Annotated in this window: 19 protein-coding genes; 7 read left to right on the top strand and 12 right to left on the bottom strand. The window is 65.9% G+C overall.

Going from position 1 to position 17,194, the window contains the following annotated elements; translation table 11 throughout:
- The first annotated feature begins 174 nt into the window (after positions 1 to 174).
- From AC3WOS_RS21775 to acnA, 4 genes are all read left to right on the top strand, one after another.
- The gene (locus AC3WOS_RS21775) at positions 175 to 1,164 is read left to right on the top strand and encodes a malate dehydrogenase (RefSeq protein ID WP_492718470.1); all 990 of its coding nucleotides are present in this window, start codon (positions 175 to 177) and stop codon (positions 1,162 to 1,164) included.
- Between the two features lie 111 nt (positions 1,165 to 1,275).
- Positions 1,276 to 2,277, top strand: a complete 1,002-nt coding sequence (locus tag AC3WOS_RS21770; protein WP_492718468.1) for an HpcH/HpaI aldolase/citrate lyase family protein — start codon at positions 1,276 to 1,278, stop codon at positions 2,275 to 2,277.
- A 2-nt stretch (positions 2,278 to 2,279) separates the two neighbouring features.
- A complete protein-coding gene (locus tag AC3WOS_RS21765; RefSeq protein ID WP_492718466.1) occupies positions 2,280 to 2,753 on the top strand; it encodes a hypothetical protein in 474 nt (157 codons plus the stop codon).
- Positions 2,754 to 2,867: 114 nt separating this feature from the next.
- Positions 2,868 to 5,579 (top strand): aconitate hydratase AcnA, encoded by a 2,712-nt coding sequence (gene acnA / locus AC3WOS_RS21760; RefSeq protein ID WP_492718464.1) that lies wholly within the window; start codon positions 2,868 to 2,870, stop codon positions 5,577 to 5,579.
- 167 nt (positions 5,580 to 5,746) lie between these two features.
- On the opposite strand, the gene AC3WOS_RS21755 is transcribed toward acnA, so the two are convergent.
- The gene (locus tag AC3WOS_RS21755) at positions 5,747 to 6,322 is read right to left on the bottom strand and encodes a ferritin-like domain-containing protein (protein WP_492718462.1); all 576 of its coding nucleotides are present in this window, start codon (positions 6,320 to 6,322) and stop codon (positions 5,747 to 5,749) included.
- A 72-nt stretch (positions 6,323 to 6,394) separates the two neighbouring features.
- Positions 6,395 to 7,066, bottom strand: coding sequence for an RNA polymerase sigma factor (locus tag AC3WOS_RS21750; RefSeq protein ID WP_492718460.1), 672 nt, complete (start codon positions 7,064 to 7,066; stop codon positions 6,395 to 6,397).
- A gap of 208 nt (positions 7,067 to 7,274) precedes the next feature.
- On the opposite strand from AC3WOS_RS21750, the gene AC3WOS_RS21745 reads away from it, so the two are divergent.
- A complete protein-coding gene (locus AC3WOS_RS21745; protein ID WP_492718458.1) occupies positions 7,275 to 8,543 on the top strand; it encodes a DUF2863 family protein in 1,269 nt (422 codons plus the stop codon).
- A gap of 161 nt (positions 8,544 to 8,704) precedes the next feature.
- Here the strand turns inward: AC3WOS_RS21745 and AC3WOS_RS21740 are convergent, their stop codons facing one another.
- The 3 genes from AC3WOS_RS21740 to AC3WOS_RS21730 are packed head-to-tail and all read right to left on the bottom strand — an operon-like array spanning position 8,705 to position 9,708.
- Complete coding sequence (locus tag AC3WOS_RS21740; RefSeq protein ID WP_492718456.1) at positions 8,705 to 9,007, bottom strand: type II toxin-antitoxin system RelE/ParE family toxin; 303 nt, start codon at positions 9,005 to 9,007, stop codon at positions 8,705 to 8,707.
- Positions 9,004 to 9,234 (bottom strand): addiction module protein, encoded by a 231-nt coding sequence (locus AC3WOS_RS21735; protein ID WP_492718454.1) that lies wholly within the window; start codon positions 9,232 to 9,234, stop codon positions 9,004 to 9,006. The genes AC3WOS_RS21740 and AC3WOS_RS21735 overlap by 4 nt, the downstream gene beginning before the upstream one ends.
- Before the next feature lie 30 nt (positions 9,235 to 9,264).
- Positions 9,265 to 9,708 (bottom strand): hypothetical protein, encoded by a 444-nt coding sequence (locus AC3WOS_RS21730; protein WP_492718452.1) that lies wholly within the window; start codon positions 9,706 to 9,708, stop codon positions 9,265 to 9,267.
- Between the two features lie 243 nt (positions 9,709 to 9,951).
- On the opposite strand from AC3WOS_RS21730, the gene AC3WOS_RS21725 reads away from it, so the two are divergent.
- Together AC3WOS_RS21725 and AC3WOS_RS21720 are read left to right on the top strand one after the other, a co-directional pair.
- Entirely contained in the window at positions 9,952 to 11,367 is a 1,416-nt protein-coding gene (locus AC3WOS_RS21725; protein WP_492718450.1) for an ATP-binding protein, read from the top strand.
- Positions 11,368 to 11,388: 21 nt separating this feature from the next.
- The gene (locus AC3WOS_RS21720) at positions 11,389 to 12,036 is read left to right on the top strand and encodes a response regulator (protein WP_492718448.1); all 648 of its coding nucleotides are present in this window, start codon (positions 11,389 to 11,391) and stop codon (positions 12,034 to 12,036) included.
- Positions 12,037 to 12,038: 2 nt separating this feature from the next.
- Here the strand turns inward: AC3WOS_RS21720 and pqqD are convergent, their stop codons facing one another.
- From pqqD to AC3WOS_RS21685, 7 genes are all read right to left on the bottom strand, one after another.
- Positions 12,039 to 12,314: a pyrroloquinoline quinone biosynthesis peptide chaperone PqqD gene (pqqD, locus tag AC3WOS_RS21715; protein WP_492718446.1), complete on the bottom strand. Its 276-nt coding sequence runs from the start codon at positions 12,312 to 12,314 to the stop codon at positions 12,039 to 12,041.
- A gap of 68 nt (positions 12,315 to 12,382) precedes the next feature.
- A complete protein-coding gene (pqqA, locus tag AC3WOS_RS21710; RefSeq protein ID WP_182155479.1) occupies positions 12,383 to 12,457 on the bottom strand; it encodes a pyrroloquinoline quinone precursor peptide PqqA in 75 nt (24 codons plus the stop codon).
- A gap of 107 nt (positions 12,458 to 12,564) precedes the next feature.
- Complete coding sequence (locus tag AC3WOS_RS21705) at positions 12,565 to 13,329, bottom strand: dihydroorotate dehydrogenase (RefSeq protein WP_492718445.1); 765 nt, start codon at positions 13,327 to 13,329, stop codon at positions 12,565 to 12,567.
- The gene (gene serC, locus AC3WOS_RS21700; protein WP_492718444.1) at positions 13,326 to 14,411 is read right to left on the bottom strand and encodes a 3-phosphoserine/phosphohydroxythreonine transaminase; all 1,086 of its coding nucleotides are present in this window, start codon (positions 14,409 to 14,411) and stop codon (positions 13,326 to 13,328) included. The genes AC3WOS_RS21705 and serC overlap by 4 nt, the downstream gene beginning before the upstream one ends.
- Positions 14,408 to 14,917: a urate hydroxylase PuuD gene (locus tag AC3WOS_RS21695; RefSeq protein ID WP_492718443.1), complete on the bottom strand. Its 510-nt coding sequence runs from the start codon at positions 14,915 to 14,917 to the stop codon at positions 14,408 to 14,410. The genes serC and AC3WOS_RS21695 overlap by 4 nt, the downstream gene beginning before the upstream one ends.
- 103 nt (positions 14,918 to 15,020) lie before the next feature.
- Positions 15,021 to 16,166: a pyrroloquinoline quinone biosynthesis protein PqqE gene (pqqE, locus tag AC3WOS_RS21690; protein WP_492718442.1), complete on the bottom strand. Its 1,146-nt coding sequence runs from the start codon at positions 16,164 to 16,166 to the stop codon at positions 15,021 to 15,023.
- 155 nt (positions 16,167 to 16,321) lie between these two features.
- Positions 16,322 to 17,173 (bottom strand): aldo/keto reductase, encoded by an 852-nt coding sequence (locus AC3WOS_RS21685; protein WP_492718441.1) that lies wholly within the window; start codon positions 17,171 to 17,173, stop codon positions 16,322 to 16,324.
- Positions 17,174 to 17,194 lie beyond the last annotated feature (21 nt).

Genomic DNA, 17,194 nt, shown 5'->3' with positions numbered 1-17,194 from the left:
CCAGGCATCCCGAAAAGCAACGCCCGACCGCCGCCGCGCCCCGCCATCTCCTGGCGGGCACGACTGCAACTCTGGCCCGTACATGACGCTGGTTTTGGTATCATTACTGTTTTCCCGGACAAGCGTAGGTCCAGCTTCGACAGAACGTTTTCATTCCCAACTTGGAGATTCATCATGGCTAAAACCCCAATGCGTGTTGCAGTGACCGGCGCCGCCGGCCAGATCGGCTACGCCCTGCTGTTCCGCATCGCCAACGGCGACATGCTCGGCAAGGATCAACCAGTGATCCTGCAACTGCTGGAAATCAATGACGAGAAAGCCCAGAAAGCGCTGAAAGGCGTCATGATGGAAATCGACGACTGCGCCTTCCCGCTGCTGACCGAGATGACCGCCCACTCCGACCCGATGACGGCCTTCAAGGACGCCGACGTGGCCGTGCTGGTTGGCGCCCGTCCCCGCGGCCCAGGCATGGAGCGCAAGGACCTGCTGGAAGCGAACGCCCAGATCTTCACGGTGCAAGGCAAGGCGCTGGACGCCGTCGCTTCGCGCAACGTCAAGGTACTGGTGGTGGGCAACCCTGCCAACACCAACGCCTACATCGCCATGAAGTCGGCTCCTTCGCTGCCAGCGAAGAACTTCACCGCCATGCTGCGCCTGGACCACAACCGCGCCCTGTCGCAAGTGGCCGCCAAGACCGGCACCGCCGTCAAGGACATCGAGCAGCTGTGCGTGTGGGGCAACCACTCGCCAACCATGTACGCCGACTACCGCTTCGCCACCGTGGGCGGCAAGGCTGTCAAGGAACTGATCAACGACCAGGAATGGAACGCCAACGTGTTCCTGCCAACCGTGGGCAAGCGCGGCGCCGCCATCATCGAAGCGCGCGGCCTGTCGTCGGCTGCTTCTGCCGCCAACGCCGCCATCGACCACGTGCACGACTGGGTACTGGGCACGGCCGGCAAGTGGACCACCATGGGTGTTCCTTCGGACGGTTCCTACGGCATCCCTGAAGGCACCGTGTTCGGTTTCCCTGTCACCACGGAAAACGGCGAATACAAGATCGTTCAAGGCCTGGAAATCGATGCCTTCTCGCAAGAGCGCATCAACCTGACCCTGAAAGAACTGACCGAAGAGCGCGAAGGCGTCAAGCACCTGCTGCCATAATCGTCTCCCGTGGACCCGGTCTCCGCACCGATCCGCCGCAACCGCCGCGCTGCCCAGAGCAGCGCGGCGGTTGTGCATTCCGACCCCGCCATTTCCTCCCCGACTGACCGCATGCATCCATCCGAGGTTTTATTCCAGGGCAATCGCCAGCCGCTGCTGCTGCCGGTATGCGACCACTACGCCGGCTCCGAGAAGCTGATGCGTAAATCGATTGCCTTGCAGCAAGAACTTGGCCCCCTGTTCGACATCACCCTCGATTGCGAGGACGGCGCCAGCGCCGGCAACGAGGAAGCGCACGCGCGCCTGGTGGCCGAACTGCTGGCCTCCGACGACAACCGCTACCACCGCATCGGCGCCCGCGTGCACGACGTGGGCAGCCCCCACTTCGCACAGGACGTGGCCATCATCTGCGCCGCCGCGCCCAAGCTGGCCTATCTGGTCTTGCCAAAGGTCAACAGTGTGCGCGAAACCAAGGACGCCATCGCCCTCGTCAACCGCCACGCCAAGGCGGCCGGCCGCAGCGGCCTGCCGATCCACGTGCTGATCGAAACCCATGGCGCGCTGCACGAGGTGCATGCCATCGCCGCCCTGCCCCAGGTCGAGTGCCTGTCGTTCGGTATCATGGACTTCGTGTCGGCCCATTACGGCGCCGTGCCCGGCAACGCCATGCGCACCCCGGGCCAGTTCGCCCATCCGCTGGTGGTGCGGGCCAAACTGGAGATCGCGGCCGCCTGCCACGCCCACGGCAAGGTGCCGTCGCATAACGTGACGACGGAAATCAAGGACACGGCCGTGGTGGCCAACGACGCCCAGCGCGCGGCGGTCGAATTCGGCTATACCCGCATGTGGAGCATCCATCCCAGCCAGATCAAGCCCGTGATCAAGGCCTTCACGCCGCGCGTGTCGGAAGTGCACGAGGCGGCCGCCATCCTGCACGAGGCGGCCCAGGTACAATGGGGGCCGATCTCGTTGAACGGACGCTTGCATGACCGCGCCAGCTACCGATATTATTGGACAGTTCTACAACGGGCCAAACTGGCCGGGCTGACCCTGCCCGAGTCGGTGGCCGCCATGATCAACACCGGTCCCAACGACCCTAACAAGGAGGCATAACCATGTCCATTTCCAAACTTTTCCTGGCATGCAGCCTCGCGCTCGCTTCCCTCACCCTGGCCACCAGCACCCAGGCGGAGGTGAAAAAGCCCGCCAAACACAAGGTCAGCAAGGCCGAAGCCGCCGCCCCCAAGACGGGTGACGAGGAAGCGGACGAACCATCCGTCACGGGCTCGACCGTGGTCGATTTCGATTGCGAACTGGGCAACAAGGTCACCCTGTACAAGAACGACGCCGACGACGGCCACATCGCCCTGCGCTGGAAGAAGCGCTTGCTGCGCCTGACCCGCGTGGGCACCACCACGGGCGCCCAGCGCTTCGAGAACAAGCTGCTGGGCCTGGTGTGGATAGGCATCCCCGCCAAGAGCATGCTGCTGGACTCGAAAGGCGGCCACCAGCTGGCCAACGAGTGCCGCAACGCCGAACAGAGCAAGTCCGTCAGCCTGGCCGCGCCGGCCGCCGACGCCAAGCTGTAAGCAGCTGTCGTTTTTGCATCGGCAATACGTTTTCACCTGACGGCGCCGTCGCCGGCGCCGTGTAGTACCGCTTTCCCCGAACCGAATAAGACGATACCCAATAAAGGAGAGGTCATGTCCCGCAACACTCTGAACACGCTTAAGGATTTCAACATCTCAGCCGGCAAGAAAGGCAAGTTCTACTCCTTGCCGGCCCTGGAAAAGAGCCTGGGCGCCAGCATCTCCCGCCTGCCGGTGTCGATCCGCGTGGTGCTGGAGTCGGTGCTGCGCAACTGCGACGGCAAGAAAGTGACCGAAGAACACGTCAAGCAGCTGGCCAACTGGGGCGCCACCGCCGAGCGCACCGATGAAATCCCGTTCGTCGTGGCCCGCGTGGTGCTGCAGGACTTCACCGGCGTACCGCTGCTGGCCGACCTGGCCGCCATGCGCAACGTGGCCAACAAGATGGGCATCAACGCCAAGAAGATCGAGCCGCTGGTGCCGGTCGACCTGGTGGTGGACCACTCGGTCACCATCGACCACTTCCGCGAAAAGGGCGCGCTGGACCTGAACATGAAGCTGGAATTCTCGCGCAATAACGAGCGCTACCAGTTCATGAAGTGGGGCATGCAAGCATTCGACACCTTCGGCGTGGTGCCGCCCGGCTTCGGCATCGTGCACCAGGTCAACCTGGAATACCTGGCCCGCGGCGTGCACAAGGCCGCCGACGGCGTCTACTACCCCGACACCCTGGTCGGCACCGACTCCCACACCACCATGATCAACGGCATCGGCGTGGTCGGCTGGGGCGTGGGCGGTATCGAAGCCGAAGCGGGCATGCTGGGCCAGCCCGTCTACTTCCTGACCCCGGACGTGATCGGCGTCAACCTGACGGGCGTGCTGCGCGAAGGCTGCACCGCGACCGACCTGGTGCTGACCATCACCGAACTGCTGCGCAAGGAAAAAGTGGTCGGCAAGTTCGTCGAGTTCTTCGGCGAAGGCACGGAAACGCTGTCGCTGACCGACCGCGCCACCATCGCCAACATGGCACCGGAATACGGCGCCACCATGGGCTTCTTCCCGGTCGACGACGCCACCATCGAATACTTCGAAGGCACCGGCCGCAGCAAGGAAGAAATCGCTGCCTTCGCCAGCTACTTCAAGGCCCAGGGCCTGTACGGCGTGCCCAAGGCCGGCGAGATCGACTACACCCGCGTGGTGGAACTGAACCTGACCAGCGTCACCCCTTCGCTGGCCGGCCCCAAGCGTCCGCAAGACCGTATCGAAATCGGCAACGTGCGCAACAACTTCATCGAGCTGTTCTCCAAGCCGACCACCGAAAACGGCTTCAACAAGAAGGCCGACGACCTGGGCAAGACCTACACCACCAGCAATGGCGTGGACGTCAAGAACGGCGACGTGCTGATCGCCGCCATCACTTCCTGCACCAACACGTCGAATCCGAGCGTGCTGCTGGGCGCCGGCCTGCTGGCCAAGAAGGCCGTGGAAGCGGGCCTGACCGTGGCGCCGCACATCAAGACCTCGCTGGCCCCCGGCTCGCGCGTGGTGACCGAGTACCTGACGGCCGCCGGCCTGCTGCCCTACCTGGAACAGCTGGGCTTTGGCGTGACCGCCTACGGTTGCACCACCTGCATCGGCAACGCCGGCGACCTGACCCCGGAACTGAACGCCACCATCTCGGCCAACGACATCGTCGCCTCGGCCGTGCTGTCGGGCAACCGTAACTTCGAAGCGCGCATCCACCCGAACATCCGTTCCAACTTCCTGGCCTCGCCACCGCTGGTGGTGGCCTACGCCATCGCCGGCAACATGACGGTCGACCTGATGACCCAGCCTGTGGGCAAGGGCAAGAACGGCCAGGACGTGTACCTGGGCGACATCTGGCCCACCTCGGCCGAGATCGCCAAGCTGATGAAGTTCGCCATGAACTCGAAAGTGTTCAAGGCCAACTACGCCGACGTCAAGGGCAATCCGGGCAAGCTGTGGGAAGACGTGTCCTCGACCGAAGGCCAGGTCTACAACTGGCCGGCATCGACCTACATCGCCGAGCCGCCGTTCTTCGACGGCTTCGAGATGACGCCGAAAGCGGCCGCCACCGGCATCCAGGGCGCGCGCGCGCTGGGCGTGTTCGGCGACTCGATCACCACCGACCACATCTCCCCGGCCGGCTCGATCAAGGAAGACGGCCCGGCCGGTAAATGGCTGCTGGCCAATGGCGTGATGAAGGCCGACTTCAACTCCTACGGCTCGCGCCGCGGCAACCACGAGATCATGATGCGCGGCACCTTCGCCAACGTGCGCATCAAGAACAAGATGATCCCGGCCAAGGCCGACGGTTCCGCCGTGGAAGGCGGCATCACGATCCACCAGCCGTCCGGCGAACAGATGTCGATCTACGACGCGGCCATGAAGTATGTGGCCGAAGGCACGCCGACCATGGTGTTCGGCGGCGAAGAGTACGGCACCGGCTCGTCGCGCGACTGGGCCGCCAAGGGCACCCAGCTGCTGGGCGTGAAGGCCGTGATCACCCGTTCGTTCGAGCGTATCCACCGCTCCAACCTGGTGGGCATGGGCGTGCTGCCGCTGCAGTTCCTGGGCAACGACAGCGTGGAATCGCTGGGCATCACCGGCAAGGAAACCTTCGACCTGAAGGGCCTGGAAGGCGAGATCAAGCCGCAACAGCAAGCGACGCTGGTGATCCACCGCGCCGACGGCTCGAGCCAGGAAGTGCAGCTGCTGCTGCGCATCGACACCCCGATCGAAGTCGATTACTACAAGCATGGCGGTATCCTGCCATTCGTGCTGCGTCAGCTGCTTGCTGCTTAAGCAGCGCTGTTCGCCAGACAAAAAAATGCCGGACTTGTCCGGCATTTTTTTCGTCCGCGGTTTTGTCTGCGAGTTTGACCGCTGCTTGGTCCGCCGCTTTGTCCGCTGTCTTGTCCATCGCCTTGCGCGCGCTGGCGCGGCGGCGACGGCAAGCAGCGGTAAGGGGCTCAGGCCATGAAGGCGGCCGGCACCGGTTCCTCGCCCAGCGCGTTGCGCAGCACGGCCCAGTGCATGGCCTCGTCGCCGAGGATGCTGGCGGCGGCCTTGGCCAGTTCACGGTCGCGGAACAGCGGCACGGCGCCCAGGTAGGCGCTGACGGCGCCCTGCTCCAGCTTGGCCGCGAAGCGCAGCACGTCCGTCTGCGACTTCAACGCCTCGACCGGGAAGTCGTACTTGGCCTTGGCCTCCACCGGCTTGCCGCCCAGCTTGGCGACGGTGGCGGCCAGGATGCCGGCGTGCGCCTTGTGATGGCCCTGGAACGTCAGCGCCAGGTCCAGCGAGGGCTTGAGCAGCAGGCCGCTTTCGGCGCCCAGCTGGTAGGCGGCGATCGCCTCCAGCTCCGCGCCCAGCGCCGTGTTCAGGATCTGCACGTCGGACGGGGTGGCGGCAGCGCCCTTGGCCGCCAGCGCATCACGCCCGGCCAGCAGGGCGACGGCCGCGCCCGACAGCAGCAGGCCGGACTGGCCCAGGAACAGGCGCCGCAGGCTGGTGGCGTCGTCGTTATTGGTGGTAAAGAAAGACATGGCGGTTCTCCTTGATAAAGGTGCTACGGGCGGCCGGACGCTGCTGCGACCTGCCGAAAAATATGGGGACCGTTATAGCCGCTTCAGCACGCCGGCCACGATGCGGTCGCAGCGCTCGCCGTCGAAGGCGAAGGCGTCTTCCAGCGCCACGTCGACCCGCTGCGCCAGCGCCGTGCGCAGCAGGCTGCGGGCGCGGAAGAAGCGGCTGCGCACCGTGGCCTCGGGAATATCGAGGCAGGCGGCCACCTCTTCACCGCTCATCTCCTCCACCGCGCGCAGCATGAACACGGTGCGGAAGGCGTCGGGCAACTGGTCGATCGATTGCTCCAGCAACCGGCGCATCTGGGCCCGCATGGCAGCGTCTTCGGGCGATTCGTGGGCGCCGCTCGTCATGTTCTGTTCCTCCCCTGGTTCGGCCGCGCCGTCGAGCTGGATCACCTCGGCGCGCCGGCGGCCGCGCCGGGCGCGGGCCAGCGCCTCATTGACGACGATACGGGTCAGCCACGTGCCCAGTCTGGCGTCGGCCCGGTACTGGCCGATGGCGCGGAAGGCCAGCAGGTAAGCGTCCTGCAGCGCATCCTCGGCCTCGGCGTCGTCGCGCAGGATGCTGCGCGCGGCCCGGTACAGGCTGCGGTTGTAGCGCCGCATGAGCATCGTAAAGGCGTCGCGTTCGCCGGCGGCCACGCGCCGGGCCAGTTCGGCATCGGACACCTCCGGCGACGGCGGTTTCAGTTCTGGCTGCATGATGGTGTTTCCTGTCAGCTTGGTTGTTATGCCGCATTAGATGCACGGCACGGCCGCCGCGTTCCCCGCTTCCTGCAAATTCTTGCGGGGCCGGGTACTATTGCCGGATTATCCAGCGAATCCACTACAATACGGGGGATAAGGGTTATCATCTGCCTGACAGGTATTTAATCCGCTTTTTTCACTTTATCGAGAGCTTTATTGCGCTATGCGTCGTCCATCAAAAGATTCATCCCATAAATTGTCTGCCGAGAGCCAACGCCTCGTCGCCTATGCCCAGGCAGTGGGGCAGGCGGCCAGCCGTATCGAAGAGCGGGCCTGGGAACACAGCCTCGATGCGCAGCTCCAGAAACTCCTCAAGACCGGCCACCAGGACACCATCGACACCACGCTGGGCAGTCTGTTCAAGGAAGACTTGAACGCCTACGACGTGCTGATGGATGGCGTGGAGGCGGTCAGCGAGTCCGTCGCCATCAGCCAGGACGTGGAAGGCGTGCCGCACCAGTACGACGTGCTGCTGGTGGCCGCCCCCATCCTGGCCTGGACCCGCTTCGCCATCGCCTCGGGCGCCATCCCGGCCGACATCCTGGCCACCCTGTCGACCCACTTCTCGGCCCACCTGCTGGCCGATGGCACGCAGATGGCCATGTCGCCCACGCTGTACTCGATCGACCAGCTGCCGCGTACCCACGTGGAAACCTACGGCAAGACGCTCAAGCTGGGCCAGGCCGCGCTCAAGGGTTCCACCCTCAAGGCCGAGAGCAAGATACCGGAAACGGCGCCCTTCCTGGCCGACACCCGCTACTTGCTGGTGGCCGTGGTGGCGCCGGCGGGCGCGCCCCTGTTCCGCTGGCAGATGCCGGCCAACCAGGCCAACTTCAGCGCCGAGCGCGCCACCGCGCTGGAGCAGTGGCGCAACCAGGCCATGCCCACCGTGGCGCGCCTGCTGCCCGGCTGCGGCATCGAATTGTTGTTGCCGGAAGCGTACTACATGGCTTGCCGCGAAGCGGACAAGCTGATCCGCCCGGTCTCGATCCGCGCCGCCGTGCACTACCTGACGCACACGCTGGGGGTGGAACCGTCCGAGCTGCGCGCCGTGATCGCCGGTTTCGGCGAAGAGTCGGCCGATGGCCAGATCGACGAATACCGCATCGGCTTCACCCAGCGCCAGACGCCGGACGTGATCTACGGCGTGGTGTGGCCGCTGTACGGCCAGGAGGATGAGGAAGGCACCCCACCCGAAGGTCCGGGCCAGGCCGGCGCCGAAGGCTTGCTGGACAAGCCGGTGACGCCGGTGGACGAAATCGTGCGTTGCCTGAACGAAGCCGGCGTGACGGTGGTGAAGAAGCACAGCGAACGCTATGTGGTCGAGTTCTGCGACGACTGCGGCGCCCCCCTGTTCGCCGACCCCACGGGCGAACTGGCCCACGCGGAAATGCCGGAAGACGCGCCCACGGGCACCGAGCACTTCCACTGATCCACAGGCTGCAAAAAGCAAAAAGCCCTCGCCATCCGGCGGGGGCTTTTTGTTAAATATCACAGATGAGCCGTTGAACCGTGCCGGGTTGCAGACCTGGTTCGCGGGCCTATTATGGTGGAATTGTTTTTCATTCCCGCTCATTCGCTCGCTAGCGCAACTTAACGCCCCGCGATGCGACTTAACCAATATCCGGGTTTTCTACGGTGATGGACCACCGCCACGATGAGGATTTCTGTACTGCTGGCCCGATAGACTACGCTAAAGGGAAAGCCTTTCACCAGTCTGCTGCGGATACCATTGGACAAAGGAATTCCGCCGTCAGGGTTGGCAACCGCCAATCTTACCGCTCCTTCAACGGCTAGTTCGAACCTGACGCCCAAGCCCCGCCCGGCGGCCGAGTAATGGGCAACCTCCTTTAGCAGTTCCACCTCAGCCGCAGGCAGAAAACGGGGTTTTCTCACCGGGCAATATGTCGTGCTTTGGAAAAGACATCTTCTGCCGGGATGCTCTTGGTCTCTCCGCGATCATGCTCAGCCAAACGGCGCTCAATCTCAAGGTGCCATGCTTCCTCGATTTCTGTAACGGGCGACTCGTGCAGGGACTCCAACAACAGCTCAACCAGGCGAAAGCGCTCTTCAGTCGTTAGCGCCATGCCACGCTGTGCTAGTTCATTGACTGGATCATGCATAACAACCTCCGTGAAACAGACACCTGTAGATTATACCGATCGCTGGCCGAATGACTGAGCAAAGCGGAATCCGGCCGCGTATCCCACACCGGCAAGACCCCATACGATGGCCGCGACAATTTCGAACGTGTTGCGCAACTCAGGATGGCTGACGGCCAACAGCGGCAACAGCATCGCGCGCAACAGGCAGACAGCAGCGATGCAGAACAGCGCCAGCCGCATCAGCGGCAAGCGGCGGACCAGACCCAGCGCGGAAAATGCATACAGCGCACATAACGCCATCGCAGCTGCGATCGCGCCCGTGGCAACGGGCGCCAGCCAGGTGCCAAGTCGGGCCGATTCGACGATGCCTGGCGGCGCGTTAAAGTAAGTGTACCAAGCGACGCCACCGATGATTGCTGCCACGTGAATGACAACGCCTGCCAGCGCGATCGCCCCAGCCAGGTAAATCCATCCCGCTCTCAACTTCTGCATATGCCTCCCAGCTTGAAGAACCGGCGCAATCGGTCTGATTCCGCTGCGCGCCAACATTATCAAAAAACCATTCAAATTTAGCATGCCCAATCGCATCTGGCAAACCGGCCATGGAATCCGCGAGCAGGCCAACGTTTCAGAACTGAACAAGGCCCTGGTACGAATTGGCACAAGCGCTGCCCCGCCCTTCCTGATAGCAGACGGTATGTTTCTTGCTCTCGTCCTTCCAGCAAGGAGATCGAGATGGCCTATGCAACAGCAAAGATGGCGACCGGACTGGGACGGATAGGACAGCTGAGCCTACGTACCCGCATCAGCCTGCTGTTGACGGCGGTGTCGGCTTGCCTGACGCTGGCGCTGGGGGCGCTCTGGCTGCAGGCCACGCGCGCCAGCATCGACGAGGAAATCACGGCCGGCACCCGGGTTTGCGAACAATGGCTGACCGTCCTTTCCGGTGAACTGGACGCCGGCCCCGACGCGGCCGCCAGCGCATGGCTGCTGGAACGGCTGCGCGCCGCCGGCCGCATCCGCGCCAATGCGCTGAGCGCTTACGACGCGGCCGGCCATACGCTGTATGTGTCGCCCGCGTCGCGCTACAAGGCGGGACGCAATGCGCCGGCCTGGTTCGCCGCCCTGCTCGACCCGCGCGTGCCGCCACGCCACATCGCCGCCGGCGCACTGACGCTGGTGCTCACCCCCGACGCCTCGCGCGCCACCGTGGACGCGTGGGACAGCGCGCTGACGATGACGCTGTGGGCCGGCGCCCTGCTGGCGCTCCTGTTCCTGGCCACCCGCCGCCTGCTGGACCGCACCCTGGCGCCGCTCGACCAGATCCGCAACGCGCTCGAATGCACCGGACGCGGCCACTTCGACCGCCGCCTGCCCGTCTACGCCACGCACGAACTGAACCTGCTGGCGCACGCCTACAACGGCATGGCCGACCGCCTCAACGAAGCCGTCAACGACAACGTGCGCCTGTACGGCGAACGCGACCTGGCGCAACTGATGCACACCCGGCTCGCGCACGAGCGGCGTAGCATCGCCCGGGAGCTGCACGACGAACTGGCGCAGGGCATCACGGCCGTGCGGGCGCTGGCCGGCGCCATCGTCCAGCGCACGGCTGCCGAAGCCGCGCTGCACGGCCACGCGCAAAGCATCGTCGCCGTCACCAACGACATGCAGCAAGGCATACACCACATCCTGCAGCGACTGCGTCCGCCGCGCGGCGACGCGGCCTGCCTGGGCCAGGCCGTGCAACGCCACCTGTCGCTGTGGCAGCAGCATTACCCGCAGGTGGAACTGCAGGTCGCGCTGTGCGACGACAGCCTGCAGGTGGACGAAACGCTGACCACGACGCTGCTGCGCGTCCTGCAGGAAGGCCTGACCAACGTGGCGCGCCACGCGGACGCGGCGCAGGTGCGGGTGGCGCTGCGGCTGTGCCGCCAGCTTGACGGCGACTGGCTGGAATTGACGCTGGCCGACAACGGACGCGGCCTGCCGCCCGCCGCTGGCCGGCCCGACGGCTTTGGCCTGCGCGGCATGCGCGAACGGGTGCTCGCGCTCAAGGGCGAGCTGTCCATCACGAGCCGGCCAGGGCATGGGGTGCACCTGCGCGCAAGGCTGCCCGCGTACGGCATCAAGCTGGACCAGGCGATCTGAATCGGACCGACAAGGAACACCATGAATACGGTATTGAACAATCTGACTGTCCTGCTGGCCGACGACCATGCCATCGTGCGCATGGGTTTCCGCCTGCTGCTCGAAGGCGCCGGCGCCACCCTCGTGCAGGAGGCGGACAGCGGCGAGAGCGCGCTCGCCATGTACGAGCAGGCGCCGCCGGACGTGCTGGTGATGGACATTTCGATGCCCGGCATGGGCGGCCTGGCGGCGCTGGCGCGCCTGCTGGCACGCCACCCGGGCGCGCGGGTGCTGATGCTGTCGGCCCATCACGAAACCATTGTGCCGATGCGCGCGCTCAAGGCCGGCGCGCTGGGCTACCTGAGCAAGCGCTGCCAGCCCGACGAGCTGGTACGGGCGGTGCGGCAAGTCGGCCAGGGACGGCGCTACCTCGATCCGGAACTGGCGCAGGCCGTCGCGCTGGCCAACCTGAGCGGCGATGCCGACCCGGCCAGCGCCCTGACGGAAAAGGAAATGCTGGTCTTCCTGCAGCTGGCGCAAGGCCGCTCGGTCAACGCGGTGGCGCAGGATTTCCACCTGAGCCCCAGCACGGTGGGCACCCACCTTTACCACATCAAGCAAAAACTCAATATCAGCAACGCAGCCGAAATGACGATGGTGGCGCTGCACAGCGGCTTGCTGGCCGTGTAGCGTCAGGCACGCAGCCAGCCCTTGTCGCAGGCCACTTCCAGGAAGGCCAGCGTGCCCCGCTCGACCTCGCCCGACGGATCGGCATAGGCCAGCTGCAGCTCGGCCACGATGGCGGCCACGTCGCGCTGGCCGTCGCAGCGTTGCATGATCTCGCTGGCCGAGCCGTTAAGCTTGACCAGGCCCTCGGGATAGAGCAGCAGCCAGGCGGCCTGGCTTTCCTCCCAGCGGAACACATAGTGCGGTGCCAGCCGGGGGATGGCGTTGGTAGACAGTGACATGAGGCGCTCGCAAGAAAAAACAGGAAGAATAAGCGGAAGAAGCGGCATTGCGCCGCTTCCCGAAACGCTTAGCGCGTGTAGACGTAAGCCGTCACTTCAAAGCCCAGACGGATTTCGCAGTAGGCAGGGGTTTCCCAGTTCATTGTGTATCTCCTCGATGGATGGTCAGCGAAGTGCTGTACCTGCAATGAGTATCACAGCACCGGCGCCGGCGCGCCAACGGCGCCCAGCCAGATGCGCCTCGCGATAATCATGAGATAGCAACCGGCCGCGCCAGCCCGGCCAGCAACGGCGCCAGGCAGGCGGCGCCCTGTTCGACGAAGGCGCGATGAACCTGGATGCCGTCGGCCCCGGCCCGCAGCGCCGCGCGCACATCGGCCGCGCGGCGCATGCCGCCCACGGCGACCAGCGCCGCGCCGCCATCGATGGCATGGGCCCACTCATGCAGCCATTCCAGGCGCGCCGCATGGTCGGGCAAGACCGCCACCAGCGCGTCGAAGCCGGCCGTCAGCGCCCCCTGCGCCGGCGCGCTCACCTGCGGCGCATCGAGCGGCAGCTTCAGTGCGAAACCGACGTACCGGCCGGTGACGGCCGTGAGCCGGGCGCGCTCGCCGGCGACGGTGGCCAGCGCGGCGCCCACCAGTGCCGCGTACTCCGGCTGCAACAACGGGCGATAGGCGGCCGCGCTCAGGTTGAAGCACAGGTAATCGGCCACAGGCCAGGCGGCGCGCATGCCGGCCAGCCACTGCGCGCCCAGCGCGTCCAGCGCTACGTCCCCGTTCATGCCCAGGCCGATGCCGATCCGCGCCCTGCCCGGCAGGCCAATCACGGTGTCCAGCCGCCGCACCAGCGCCGCCACGCCCGGCTGGCCGCCCGGTCCGGGCAACGGCGCGGCGGTGCCGAATTCGACCCCGGCAAAGCCGCAGGCCAGCAGCGATGCGGCGCGGCTGCCGGCGCGATCGATGCCGCCGGCCAGTCCGGGGCGCTCGCGCAGGGCGCGCAACCAGCCGTTCATCCCAGCCTCCGCATGAAGTCGGCCATGCAGCCGATGAGCGCGTGCACGCCCGCTTCCGGCATGGCGTTGTACAGGCTGGCGCGCAAGCCGCCGAATTGGCTGTGTCCTCCCAGGTTGTGCAGCCCGCATTGCGCGGCATGGGCGAGGAAGCGCGCCGTCAACGCCGGCTCGGCCAGCTCGAAGCGCACGTTGACGGGGGAACGATGGCCGGGCGCCACGGGCGCGCGGAAAAACCCACCGCTGCCGTCGATCGCACCATACAGCAAGGCCGCCTTGCGCTGGCCGCAGGCCTGCATCGCGGCCAAGCCGCCCTGCTGCGCGATCCAGTCGAACATCATGCCCGCCATTTCGATGGCCAGCATCGGCGGCGTGTTGACGCGGCTGCCCTGCGCGGCCTGCAGCCGGTAGTTGTATGCGGACGGCGCCAGCGGGGCCGGACGCCGCAGCAGGTCGTCGCGCACGATCACCACCGTCATGCCGGCAATGCCGAAATTTTTCTGCGCCGCCGCGTACACCAGGCCGTAACGCGCCACCTCCAGCGGCGCCGTCAGCAGGCAAGAGGTCATGTCGGCCACCAGCGGCACGGTGCCGCAGTCGGGCAGCGCCGGATAGGCGATACCGTCGGCCGTTTCATTGGGCGTGATGTGGCAATAGGCGCAGCCGGCCGGCAGCTGCCAGCGGCCCAGGGGCGGCGCCGCCAGCGCCTGCGCACCATGGTAGCGGGCCGCGACGGTGACGGCGGCGTAGCGGCCCGCCTCCGCCATCGCGCGCTGCGACCAGTGGCCGGAATCGGCATAGGCCACGCGGGTGGCGTCGCCCAGCAGATTCAGCGGCACCATGGAAAACTGCTGGGTCGCTCCGCCGGCCAGGAACAGGATGTGGTAATTGTCCGGCACCGCCAGCAGCGCGGCCAGGCGCGCGCGCGCAAGCGCCAGCGCGGCGCCGAACGCGGCGCCCGTGAAGGGGCGCTCGAGCGCGCTGCTGCCGTCGTCGGCCCGTGCAAACCAAAGCTCGCGCGCCTGTTCCAGCACGGCGGCCGGCAACTGGGCCGGGCCGGCCGCGAAGTTGTAGGCGGCATTCATCCGGCCAGTGCCAGGCCGCCGTGCGCGCCCGCCGCCATGAAGAACAGCAGCGGCACGGAGAGCATGGTGTTGGTGCGCGAGGACAGGTGGCTGATGCGCGCGCAGCGCAGCCGTTCGGCCACCGGGGCCGGCACCAGGCCAAGCACCTTTTGCTGATGCGGCCACAGCACGAACCAGACGTTGAGCATCATCAGCGTGCCGATGTACATGCCGATCCCGATCGGTGCCTGGCCGCCCTGCAGGCGCAAGGCATAGGGCAGCGCGCCGCGCTGCCACAACATCAGCAGGCCGGCGCTCCAGGTGATCACCGAGGCCCAGCGGAACACCCCATGTTCGCGGTTGAGCATGGCCTGGAAGCGGGGGCTGGCGTCGCCGTTCAGGTCCGACGCCTGCAGCGGCACATAGACGGGGCGCTGCACCACGCTCGAATAGTTATGGCCGACCCAGACCACGCCGGCCAGGAAGTGCAGCCAGCGCAGCGCGAGGGCGAAAAATTCGGCATCCATGGCGGCCTCAGAGCCAGCCGTAGCGCAGCAGCGCCACCAGCAAGGCCGTCAACAGCGCGCCGCACAGCAGGGTGGCAAGGGCGTGATCGTAGGGGCAGCGCATCTAGTCCTCCATGAAGGCGGTGGACATCACGCCGGCGGCGCGCTTGACCAGCGGTTTGCGGAAACGCAGCGGACGGGTCGCGCTGTGCACGGCCGCCTGCATCAGGTGGTGGTGCGGCGAGCGGTCGCAGGCCGGGTCGGTGTTGCCGGCGTCGCCAGTCAGCAGGAAGGCCTGGCAGCGGCAGCCGCCGAAGTCCTTTTCGCGCTCGTCGCAGCTGCGGCATGGTTCGGGCAGCCAGTCCAGCCCGCGGTATTTGCGAAACAGCGGCGACTCGTTCCAGATCCAGTCCAGCGGCCGGTCGCGCACGGAGATGAAATCCAGGCCGGGCACGGAGCGCGACTCCTGGCACGGCATCGCCACGCCGTCCGGCGCGATGGTCAGGTGGATGGCGCCCCAGCCGTTCATGCAAGCCTTGGGCCGGCCCTCGTAGTAGTCGGGGATCACGTAGTAGATGGCCATCTGCTTGCCCAGCCGGGCGCGCCATTCCTGCACCACTTTCTCGGCCGCGCGCAACGCGGCCAGGCTGGGCATGAGTTCGTCGCGATTGATCAGGGCCCAGTTGTAGTACTGCAGGTTGGCCAGTTCCAGGTATTCGGCGCCGAGCTTGGCCGCGTACGCGATCATGGCGCCTACGTGGCCGATGTTCTGGCGGCCCACCGGCATGTTGAGCACCATCGGCATGCCAAGCGCCTTGATGCGGCGCGCCGCGTCGAGCTTGACCTGGTGCGCCTTGGCGCCCACCAGTTCATCGGTCAGGGCGGCGTCGGTCGATTGCATGGACAGCTGGATCTGCTTGAGGCCCGCCTGTTTCAGGGCCAGCAGGCGGGCCTCGGACAGGCCGACGCCGGAAGTAATGAGGTTGCTGTACAGGCCGATCTGCTCGGCGTAGGCCACCAGTTCTTCCAGGTCGCGGCGCTGCAGCGGTTCGCCGCCCGTAAAGCCGACCTGCAGCGCACCCAGCGCGCGCGCCTCGCGCATCACGCGGCGCCAGTCGTCGGTCGTCAGTTCGCGCTGGGTGTAGTCTTCGAAATCGAGCGGGTTGCTGCACCACGAGCACTTGAGGGGACAGCGGTAGGTGAGTTCCAGGGCAAGCCACAGCGGCTTGCCCTGGCCGTCGAGACGCAATGCGGTCGGTGTTTGTGGCATGGCGCAGGCCCTTTCCAGATCGGTGCGATCCGGAACATCCGGACCAGGCACCAATTATCGGGCGCCGCGCGCGGCGGCAATACCGGAAAGCAGGGAACCGGGGCTCGCGATAGTCCGCAGTCGGGCCTAGCGATTTTAGCTAGCAGCCGGCCGGCTCACAGATCCAGCCGGCGTTCGCTCATCCACTTGACGATGGCCGGGTCGCGGTGGGAGAAGAAGCTGCTGGTGCCCGTTTCCAGCGTGGCGATGGCGGCCATGTCCGCCTCGTCGAGGCTGAAATCGAACACGTCGAGGTTCTCGGCCATGCGTTCGCGCCGCACGGTCTTGGCCAGGGCCACGATATCGCGCTGGATCAGCCAGCGCAGCACCACCTGGCCGACGGATTTTCCGTACTTCTTCGCGATGCGATTGAGCGGCCCGTTCTGGAACAGATTGTTCTTGCCTTCGGCGAAAGGAGCCCACGCCTCGGCCTGCACGCCGTTGGCCCGCATGAAGGCGGCGCTGTCGGCCTGCTGGAAGAAGGGGTTGATTTCGACCTGGTTGACGGCAGGCGCGATGTCGTTGAAGGCGATGATGTCCATCAGCCGGTCGGGGTAGAAGTTGCTGACGCCGATGGCGCGCAGCTTGCCGCCGCGGTAAGCGTCTTCCATCGCGCGCCAGGCGCCGTGCACGTCGCCGAACGGCTGGTGGATCAGGTACAGGTCCAGGTAATCGAGCTGCAGGCGCTGCAGGGCCTTGTCGATGGCCTGCGTGGTGCGCTCGTATCCCGTGTCCTGCACCCACAGTTTGCTCGTGATGAACAGCTCCTGCCGCGCCACTCCGCTGTTCCGGACGGCCTTGCCGACGGCCTCTTCGTTGCGGTAGGAGGCGGCCGTATCGATCAGCCGGTAGCCGGCCGCGATCGCGTCGAGCACGCAGCGTTCGCACTCGGCGGGGTCGGGGATCTGGAATACCCCAAACCCCAGCTTGGGCATCTTGAGCCCGTTATTCAGCGTGACATAATCCATGGTGAAATCCTTTTGCTATAT

This window comes from Rugamonas sp. FW305-51, assembly GCF_058786935.1.
This window is presented reverse-complemented; position numbering and strand designations above follow the sequence as displayed.

What these genes read in the sequence shown, in the direction of transcription:
- AC3WOS_RS21750 (WP_492718460.1), bottom strand. Translation starts at nt 7,066, where the DNA reads ATGCAGCCAGAACTGAAACCGCCGTCGCCGGAGGTGTCCGATGCCGAA.
- AC3WOS_RS21695 (WP_492718443.1), bottom strand. Translation starts at nt 14,917, where the DNA reads ATGGATGCCGAATTTTTCGCCCTCGCGCTGCGCTGGCTGCACTTCCTG.
- AC3WOS_RS21765 (WP_492718466.1), top strand. Translation starts at nt 2,280, where the DNA reads ATGTCCATTTCCAAACTTTTCCTGGCATGCAGCCTCGCGCTCGCTTCC.
- serC (WP_492718444.1), bottom strand. Translation starts at nt 14,411, where the DNA reads ATGAATGCCGCCTACAACTTCGCGGCCGGCCCGGCCCAGTTGCCGGCC.
- AC3WOS_RS21685 (WP_492718441.1), bottom strand. Translation starts at nt 17,173, where the DNA reads ATGGATTATGTCACGCTGAATAACGGGCTCAAGATGCCCAAGCTGGGG.
- AC3WOS_RS21720 (WP_492718448.1), top strand. Translation starts at nt 11,389, where the DNA reads ATGAATACGGTATTGAACAATCTGACTGTCCTGCTGGCCGACGACCAT.
- AC3WOS_RS21735 (WP_492718454.1), bottom strand. Translation starts at nt 9,234, where the DNA reads ATGCATGATCCAGTCAATGAACTAGCACAGCGTGGCATGGCGCTAACG.
- pqqD (WP_492718446.1), bottom strand. Translation starts at nt 12,314, where the DNA reads ATGTCACTGTCTACCAACGCCATCCCCCGGCTGGCACCGCACTATGTG.
- AC3WOS_RS21775 (WP_492718470.1), top strand. Translation starts at nt 175, where the DNA reads ATGGCTAAAACCCCAATGCGTGTTGCAGTGACCGGCGCCGCCGGCCAG.
- pqqE (WP_492718442.1), bottom strand. Translation starts at nt 16,166, where the DNA reads ATGCCACAAACACCGACCGCATTGCGTCTCGACGGCCAGGGCAAGCCG.
- AC3WOS_RS21705 (WP_492718445.1), bottom strand. Translation starts at nt 13,329, where the DNA reads ATGAACGGCTGGTTGCGCGCCCTGCGCGAGCGCCCCGGACTGGCCGGC.
- AC3WOS_RS21745 (WP_492718458.1), top strand. Translation starts at nt 7,275, where the DNA reads ATGCGTCGTCCATCAAAAGATTCATCCCATAAATTGTCTGCCGAGAGC.
- AC3WOS_RS21755 (WP_492718462.1), bottom strand. Translation starts at nt 6,322, where the DNA reads ATGTCTTTCTTTACCACCAATAACGACGACGCCACCAGCCTGCGGCGC.
- AC3WOS_RS21730 (WP_492718452.1), bottom strand. Translation starts at nt 9,708, where the DNA reads ATGCAGAAGTTGAGAGCGGGATGGATTTACCTGGCTGGGGCGATCGCG.
- acnA (WP_492718464.1), top strand. Translation starts at nt 2,868, where the DNA reads ATGTCCCGCAACACTCTGAACACGCTTAAGGATTTCAACATCTCAGCC.
- AC3WOS_RS21770 (WP_492718468.1), top strand. Translation starts at nt 1,276, where the DNA reads ATGCATCCATCCGAGGTTTTATTCCAGGGCAATCGCCAGCCGCTGCTG.
- AC3WOS_RS21725 (WP_492718450.1), top strand. Translation starts at nt 9,952, where the DNA reads ATGGCCTATGCAACAGCAAAGATGGCGACCGGACTGGGACGGATAGGA.